Source organism: Streptomyces sp. NPDC001732 (assembly GCF_053596315.1).
This window is the reverse complement of the sequence record NZ_JBSFFY010000134.1, coordinates 1-6778: the sequence shown is the minus strand read 5'-3', so window position 1 is coordinate 6778 and position 6778 is coordinate 1. Positions and strand designations below refer to the sequence as shown.

The window sequence follows — 6778 nt, the reverse complement described above, 5'->3', positions numbered from 1 at the left end:
GTTCGTGGTCCGCGCCGCCGTACTGCCCGCCGTCTCAGCTCCGCTGGAGATCACCGACATCGAACTCCCGGAGCCCGGCCCCGGCCGGGTGCGGGAGCAGGAGCCCGATCCGGCACCGGAGTTGCCCGAGTTCAACCCGCTGCGCTGGCCGCCGTGCGAATGCGCGCGGTGCCGCTCCCGCGAGGACGACGCCGCCGGGGACTCCACGTTGATACGGCAGCTCAGGGCCAGGGCCACCGAGGAAAACGGGCTGCGCGGCTCCCTCCGGCGTACGCGGTGAGGACCCCGGCGCGCCCCGGCCGCGAAGCGGCGAACGGGCCGCTCGTCACGCTTCCCCTTCGCCGTCCGTCAGTGCAGTGAGGGCGCGGCAAGAACGCCACCGCGAACGCCGCCGCGACCGTGACGGAGGGCGATAGAGGGACATCATGCAGGCACGTATCGAGAACCCGGCCGAGATCATTCCCGAGGCCCTGCCGCCCGTACTGGGCCTGGTCAAGGCCATCAGCAAGGGCGGGCTGCCGGAGACCACGCTCGAACTGGTCGGTCTGCGGGTCAGCCAGATCAACGGCTGCACCTTCTGCGTCGACGGGCACGTATGCAACGCCAGGAAGGCCGGGGAGAGCGACGAGCGGCTGTTCGCCGTGTCGGCCTGGAGCGACGCGCCGTACTTCACCGACGCCGAGCGTGCCGCGCTGGCGCTCGCGGAGCACGCGACCCGGCTCAGCGACCGCTCCGATCCGGTGCCGGACGCCATCTGGGACGAGGCCGCCCGCCACTTCGACGAGAAGCAGCTCTCCGCGCTGGTGCTCGCGATCGGTCTGACGAACCTGTTCAACCGCATCAACGTGACCACCAAGCAGCCCCCGGGCAAGACCTGGGCCGGCGGGCCCGCCGAGGGTGCGGTGGGCCCGCCGGGGGCGGCGGCGATACCCTGGCGCGGGTAGCAGGCAGGAGACATGTGCCCATGGGGGCCCGAATCCCCAAGGTTCCGTCGTCGCCGTGGTCGCGCTCGGCGGTGCGATCGGGGCATCCGCCCGCTACGGCGCCACGCTGATCTGGCCCACCGCCCCGGGCGGCTTCCCGTGGACGACGCTGGCCGAGAATACCGTCGGATGTGCGGTGATCGGCGTATTCATGGTGGTGATCAGCGAGGTGTGGGCGGCACGCCGGCTGGTGCGGCCGTTCTTCGGTACAGGGGTGCTCGGCGGGTTCACCACGTTCGAGGCCACTCAGCCGCACCGAGCCCAGAACCGGCATCGACCCGTTCATGAACCTGGTCACCCAGGTCATGAGCCAAGAGCCCTACGCCAGCGACAAAAGGGTGTTCTGGATCGTCGACAACGGCTCCTCCCACCGCGGGCAGAAGGCCGCCGACCGCTTGACCATGTCTGTTCAGGCCCGCACATGCCCGAGTCTGTTTACATTGCCGACTTGTCAGCGTAATGTCTCCGCGGAGCCACACAGTCGGGCATGGAATGGACCTAAAACAACATGTATGCACCGGAGCGACAGCAAGTAATCCTCCGCCTCGCCCGTGAGTGCGGCCGGGTCGACGTGCTGTCCCTGGCTGAGGAGTTTCAGGTCACCGCCGAGACTGTGCGGCGTGATCTGAAAGCCCTCGACCGGGCCGGGCTGCTGCGGCGTGTCCATGGCGGTGCGATCCCGGCCGGGCGACTCGACTTCGAGCCCCCTCTGGCCGAGCGCGATGCGGTGGCCACCGACGAGAAGGAGCGCATCGCGGCCGCCGCTCTCGGTGAAATCCCCATCGACGGCAGCGTGATCATCGATGCGGGCAGCACGGCTGCACGGATGGCTGCGGCCATCCCGCTCGACTCCCGTCTCACCGTGGTCACCCATGCGCTGCCGGTCGCTGCCCGGCTCGCCGACCACCCCGGCATCGCGCTGCATCTCGTCGGCGGCCGCGTCCGGCACCGTACGCGCGCCGCCGTCGATGCCTGGGCGTTGAATGCCTACAGCGAGATCAATGCCGACGTCGTCTTCCTCGCCACCAACGGCTTCTCGCCGAAGGGCGGTCTGACCACGCCCGACCTGGCCGAGGCGGCCGTCAAGCGCGCCATGATCTCCGCCGCCCGCCGGGTCGTGCTCCTGGCCGACTCCGCCAAGTTCGGCCAGGAACACTTCGCCCGCTTCGGCGATCTCACGCAGGTCGATCTGCTCATCACCGACACCGGACTCGACTCCGACGACGCCCTCGCCATTGAGAGCCAGGGCACGGAAGTGGCGCGCGCATGATCCTCACCGTGACCCCCAACCCAAGCCTTGACCGTACGTACGAGCTGCCTGGGCTGACCCGCGGAGCCGTGCTGCGCGCCACGGGCGACCGAATCGACCCCGGAGGCAAGGGCATCAACGTCTCGCGCGCGGTCGCGGCAGCCGGCCACCCTACGATCGCTGTCGCGCCGCTCGGCGGGCCTGAGGGCGCGCTGCTTGCCCAACTGCTCGGGGAGCACGGTATCGAGGCGGTCGGAGTACCGATCGTCGCCAGCACGCGCATCAACGTCACACTCGTCGAACCCGATGGAACGCTCACCAAGGTCAACGCGGTAGGCCCGGAGATCACCATGGCTGAGGCAGAGGCCCTGCTGGATGCCGTATGGACCCGGTCGGCGGCCACCGGCTGGATTGCCTGCTGCGGCAGTCTGCCGCGTGGGCTGCCCCCGCAGTGGTATGCCGAGCTGGTGGCCCGGAGCCACAGCGCAGGGGCCCGGATCGCCCTCGACACCTCCGGCGCGGCGCTGACCGCGGCACTTCGGGAGCGCCCCGATGTGATCAAGCCGAACGCGGAGGAGCTCGCCGAGGCTGTCAGTCGCCCGCTGGTGACGGTGGGCGATGCGGTGAAGGCGGCGGAGGAGCTGCGCGAGCGGGGTGCCGGGTCCGTTCTGGCCAGTCTCGGGGCCGACGGTCAGCTGCTGGTCGACCGTACGGGAACGTACTTCGGCAGCGCCCGGGTGGACACCGTCCGCAGCAACGTCGGAGCGGGCGACGCCTCCCTGGCGGGCTTCCTCACCGCTGGCGGAAGAGGCCCGGCCGCGCTCGCCGCAGCGGTCGCCCACGGTGCGGCGGCCGTGCAGCTGCCGGGCAGTGTCATGCCGACCCCTGCGGATCTCGACCTGGCGGCGGTCACCACGACCACCGATGTCCCCCTCGACCGCCCCCTTGCAGAGCCGGCTTCATGACTGCAATGCGTCCGCGACCCGTTCAGTACCGCCCCGAGTGTCCCCCCGAACCGCCCACCGGACGGTCCACAAGCAAGGAGCCCCGCGATGAGTGAACTGATCACCGCGGAACTGGTCGATCTCGATCTGTCCGCCGCGACGAAGCACGAAGCCGCCCGGTCGCTCGCTGAGCGAATGGTCGCCGAGGGCCGCGTCACCGACCTCGACGGCTTCCTCGCCGACGTCGCCGCCCGCGAGGCACAGATGCCGACCGGTCTGGACGGCGGCATCGGCATCCCGCACTGCCGCAGCGAGCATGTCACCATGCCCACACTCGCGTTCGGCCACAGCGACCGGGGTATCGACTTCGGTGCGGCGGACGGTCCCGCCGATCTGATCTTCCTGATAGCGGCGCCGGCAGGGGCCGACGATGACCACCTCACCATCCTGTCCGCCCTGGCACGGCGGCTGATGGACCCGGACTTCACGAGCTCCCTGCGCGCGGAGCGCGACCCCGGCGCGGCCGCGGCCCTGATCCGCGGCGAGGAGGCCGTTCCGGCCGGACCGGATCCGGACGCCTCGCCCCCGGACGGCGCAGCAGCGAACGGCCCTGCCCCGGACAGCGCTGCACCGGAGGACGAACCCTTCCGGATCGTCGCCGTCACGTCATGTCCGACTGGCATCGCGCACACCTACATGGCCGCCGAGTCGCTGGCAGCCGCAGCCCGCGCCGAAGGTGTGGTGCTCGACGTCGAAACGCAGGGCTCAGCCGGCTTCGAGAGGCTCGATCCAGGGCTCATCGCCGCTGCCGACGCGGTCATCTGGGCGCATGACGTCGAGGTGCGCGACAAGGCACGGTTCAACGGCAAGCCCATCGTCGACACCGGGGTCAAGGCAGGGATCAACCGACCTGCCGAGCTGATCGCCGAAGCCAGGCGCAAAGCGGAGCGAGGCGAGGTCGGCACGGCCGCGGGCGGCGCCCCTGAGCAGCACGACGGAGCCGCGGCCGGTGGCGACCCCGCACACTTCGGCATCCGGTTGCGGACCTACCTGATGTCCGGCGTCAGTTACATGGTGCCCTTCGTCGCCGCAGGCGGCCTCCTCATCGCGTTGTCGTTCGCCATCGGTGGATACGAGATTGCCGGCGCCAAGTCCGTTGCGGACCACTTCGTCTGGGGAGAGGCCGACAGCTGGGCCGCTCTGCTCAACCAGATCGGGACAGCCGCATTCGCCTTCCTGGTGCCGGTGCTGGCCGGGTACATCGCCTACGGCATGGCGGACCGGCCCGCACTCGTCCCCGGGTTCGTCGGCGGTGCCATCGCGCTCACCATCAACGCGGGCTTCCTCGGCGGGCTCGCAGCGGGTCTGCTGGCCGGTGCGGCAGTGATGGCGATCCAACGAGTGAAGGTCCATCCCACACTGCGCGGCATCATGCCGGTGCTGGTGATTCCTCTGCTCGCCTCGGTGGTCGTCGGCTTCCTGATGTTCATCGTCGTCGGCAAGCCGATCGCCTCGCTCCAACGAGCTCTGACCGATGGTCTCAACGGGCTCTCCGGCTCCAACGCGATCATTCTCGGCATCGTCCTCGGCCTGATGATGTGCTTCGACATGGGCGGGCCGCTCAACAAGGTGGCATACGCCTTCGCGGTCGGCGGCCTGGCAGACCCGACGCCCGGCAGCCTCAAGGTGATGGCAGCGGTGATGGCGGCCGGCATGGTGCCGCCGCTGGCCATGGCGCTCGCAACCACCGTGCGCGGCAGGCTGTTCAGCAAGACCGAGCAGGAGAACGGCAGGGCGGCCTGGGTCCTGGGTGCGTCCTTCATCAGCGAGGGCGCGATCCCGTTCGCGGCCGCCGATCCCCTCCGGGTGATCCCGTCGGTGATGGCCGGCGGCGCGGTGACCGGTGCGCTGTCGATGGCGTTCGGCTGCACACTGCGCGCCCCGCACGGTGGCATCTTCGTGGTGCCGCTCATCGGCAATCCGTTCCTCTACCTGCTGGCCATCGCCGCCGGTACGGTGGTTGCGGGCGCCCTGGTTGTCCTCCTCAAGGGGATGCGCCGGGCCACGGAGGGGCCAGCCCCGGCGAGCGAAGAGCCCAAGGTTTCCGTCGCCGCCTGACGGACTTCCCTGCAACCCCGCTGTCCCATCACCACACAGGAGAATTCACCATGCATCAGCGCACTGTCGTCATAGGTACCCGCAGCGGTCTGCATGCCCGCCCGGCCTCGTTGTTCGTGAAGGAAGCGACCCGGCAGCGGGTCAAGGTGACCATCGGCCGGGACGGCCAGAGCGCGGTCGATGCCCGGAGTCTGCTCTCCGTGCTCGCCCTCGGGGCCCAGCACGGCGATTCGGTGGTGCTGGCAGCAGAGGGCGACGGCGCGGAAGCCGCGGTCGAGGAGCTGGCAGAGTTCCTCGCCCGCGACCTCGATGCCACGGCGTGAGGTCAGCGGCCCCCGTCGTCCCCCGAGTGCGTAACGGCTCGGGGGACGGGGGGCATCGGCGCGCAGTTCTTCAGCGGAGGGTCGTACGGCAGCCGCCGCGGCGAGCCGGGACTCCGCTTCGCTATTCATTGTTCAGCCCGATATCGGGGTAGAACTTGCGCTGATTGGACAGGGTCATCCCTTTGGGTGTGGCGATACCGCCGGTCGCACGTACACGCGCGGCGAACGACCGCGAGGAGATCGGGTGGGTGCCCTCGAGCCGGTACCAGTTCCGGTAGCTGTTGTAGAGCTGAGTCTGTTCGGCACGCATGGCAGGGTCCACGGTGCAGCATTCGCGCAGGAACCGGCCCGCGTGGTCTTCGGTCTGCGCGTACGCGTCGGTGGCGATGCGTACCTGCGGGGGCCGTTCAGGTCGCGAGCGCCGTTCCGATAGCCGCGCGCTCCGGTCACGAGCCAGTGCAGAATGCCGGGCCCTTCTTCAGCGACCAGGAATTCGGCGAGCTTGTCGACCTTCCGACGGTCCGTGAACATCCACTCGAACGGGATCAGCCTGACCCGGCGCCAGAACGCGTAGCTGCCGGTGCCGACCTCGGGGCGGTGGTTGCCGAGCAGCCACAGTTTTGTGGATAGGGGCGAAACCGAAGAAGTCCTGCCACATCCTTCGGCCTTGATCCGGTCTCCGCCGGTGAGTGACCTGACGCGGGACTCGTCGAAGCGGTCTCCGGGCCTCAGTTCGGACCAGACGATGAGGCGTCCGCCATGCAGCTCGGCAAGATCGGCGGGGGGCCTTTCGAAAGGCCGGGCCAGCAGGAGGCGACATCTGCATAGTCCCCGAGAGGTCCGACCATGACATCCAGAAGAACACTCTTGCCGTTGCTTCCCTGTTCGTACAGGAGTGGCAGGATCTGCGCGCCGACGTCCCCTGTGATCGAGTAACCCAGCAGCTCCAGGCGTTCATCTATCTCACCCACGCCGCAAATACAGCCGAGCCAGCTGGGGTTTGGAGAAGCCACCTGGTACTCCAGCCAAACTTTGATGTTTTGCCTGGTCAACGGCTTGGGTGTGAGGAGTGCAGCGGGGTGGTGCTGGAAGCGGGGCGGGTTCGCCGGGCCCGTCCCGCGAAGGAGTGGCCGCGCCGTGTGTAGGGGTATCGGGCTGGAC

At 69.3% G+C, this 6778-nt stretch carries 7 protein-coding genes and 1 pseudogene; 7 read left to right on the top strand and 1 reads right to left on the bottom strand.

Annotated elements, in window-relative coordinates:
• The 7 genes and pseudogenes from ACWCXX_RS40160 to ACWCXX_RS40130 form a co-directional block, all read left to right on the top strand.
• Window positions 1-280: hypothetical protein (locus ACWCXX_RS40160; RefSeq protein WP_451136124.1), on the top strand; the 280-nt coding region annotated here is incomplete at its 5' end.
• 145 nt (window positions 281-425) lie between these two features.
• Complete coding sequence (locus ACWCXX_RS40155) at window positions 426-944, top strand: carboxymuconolactone decarboxylase family protein (RefSeq protein ID WP_451136122.1); 519 nt, start codon at window positions 426-428, stop codon at window positions 942-944.
• 55 nt (window positions 945-999) lie between these two features.
• A pseudogene (locus ACWCXX_RS40150) lies at window positions 1000-1221 on the top strand (fluoride efflux transporter FluC); the annotation flags it as partial.
• 270 nt (window positions 1222-1491) lie between these two features.
• Window positions 1492-2253 carry a DeoR/GlpR family DNA-binding transcription regulator gene (locus ACWCXX_RS40145; protein WP_451136120.1) on the top strand — a complete coding sequence of 254 codons (762 nt, stop codon included), beginning with the start codon at window positions 1492-1494 and terminating at the stop codon, window positions 2251-2253.
• A complete protein-coding gene (pfkB, locus tag ACWCXX_RS40140; RefSeq protein WP_451136118.1) occupies window positions 2250-3197 on the top strand; it encodes a 1-phosphofructokinase in 948 nt (315 codons plus the stop codon). Before ACWCXX_RS40145 ends, pfkB begins: the two co-directional genes overlap by 4 nt.
• 87 nt (window positions 3198-3284) lie before the next feature.
• Entirely contained in the window at window positions 3285-5294 is a 2010-nt protein-coding gene (locus ACWCXX_RS40135; RefSeq protein WP_451136116.1) for a PTS fructose transporter subunit IIABC, read from the top strand.
• Window positions 5295-5344: 50 nt separating this feature from the next.
• Window positions 5345-5617 (top strand): HPr family phosphocarrier protein, encoded by a 273-nt coding sequence (locus ACWCXX_RS40130; protein WP_329814132.1) that lies wholly within the window; start codon window positions 5345-5347, stop codon window positions 5615-5617.
• A gap of 121 nt (window positions 5618-5738) precedes the next feature.
• On the opposite strand, the gene ACWCXX_RS40125 is transcribed toward ACWCXX_RS40130, so the two are convergent.
• Window positions 5739-5927: a hypothetical protein gene (locus ACWCXX_RS40125; protein WP_451136114.1), complete on the bottom strand. Its 189-nt coding sequence runs from the start codon at window positions 5925-5927 to the stop codon at window positions 5739-5741.
• Window positions 5928-6778 lie beyond the last annotated feature (851 nt).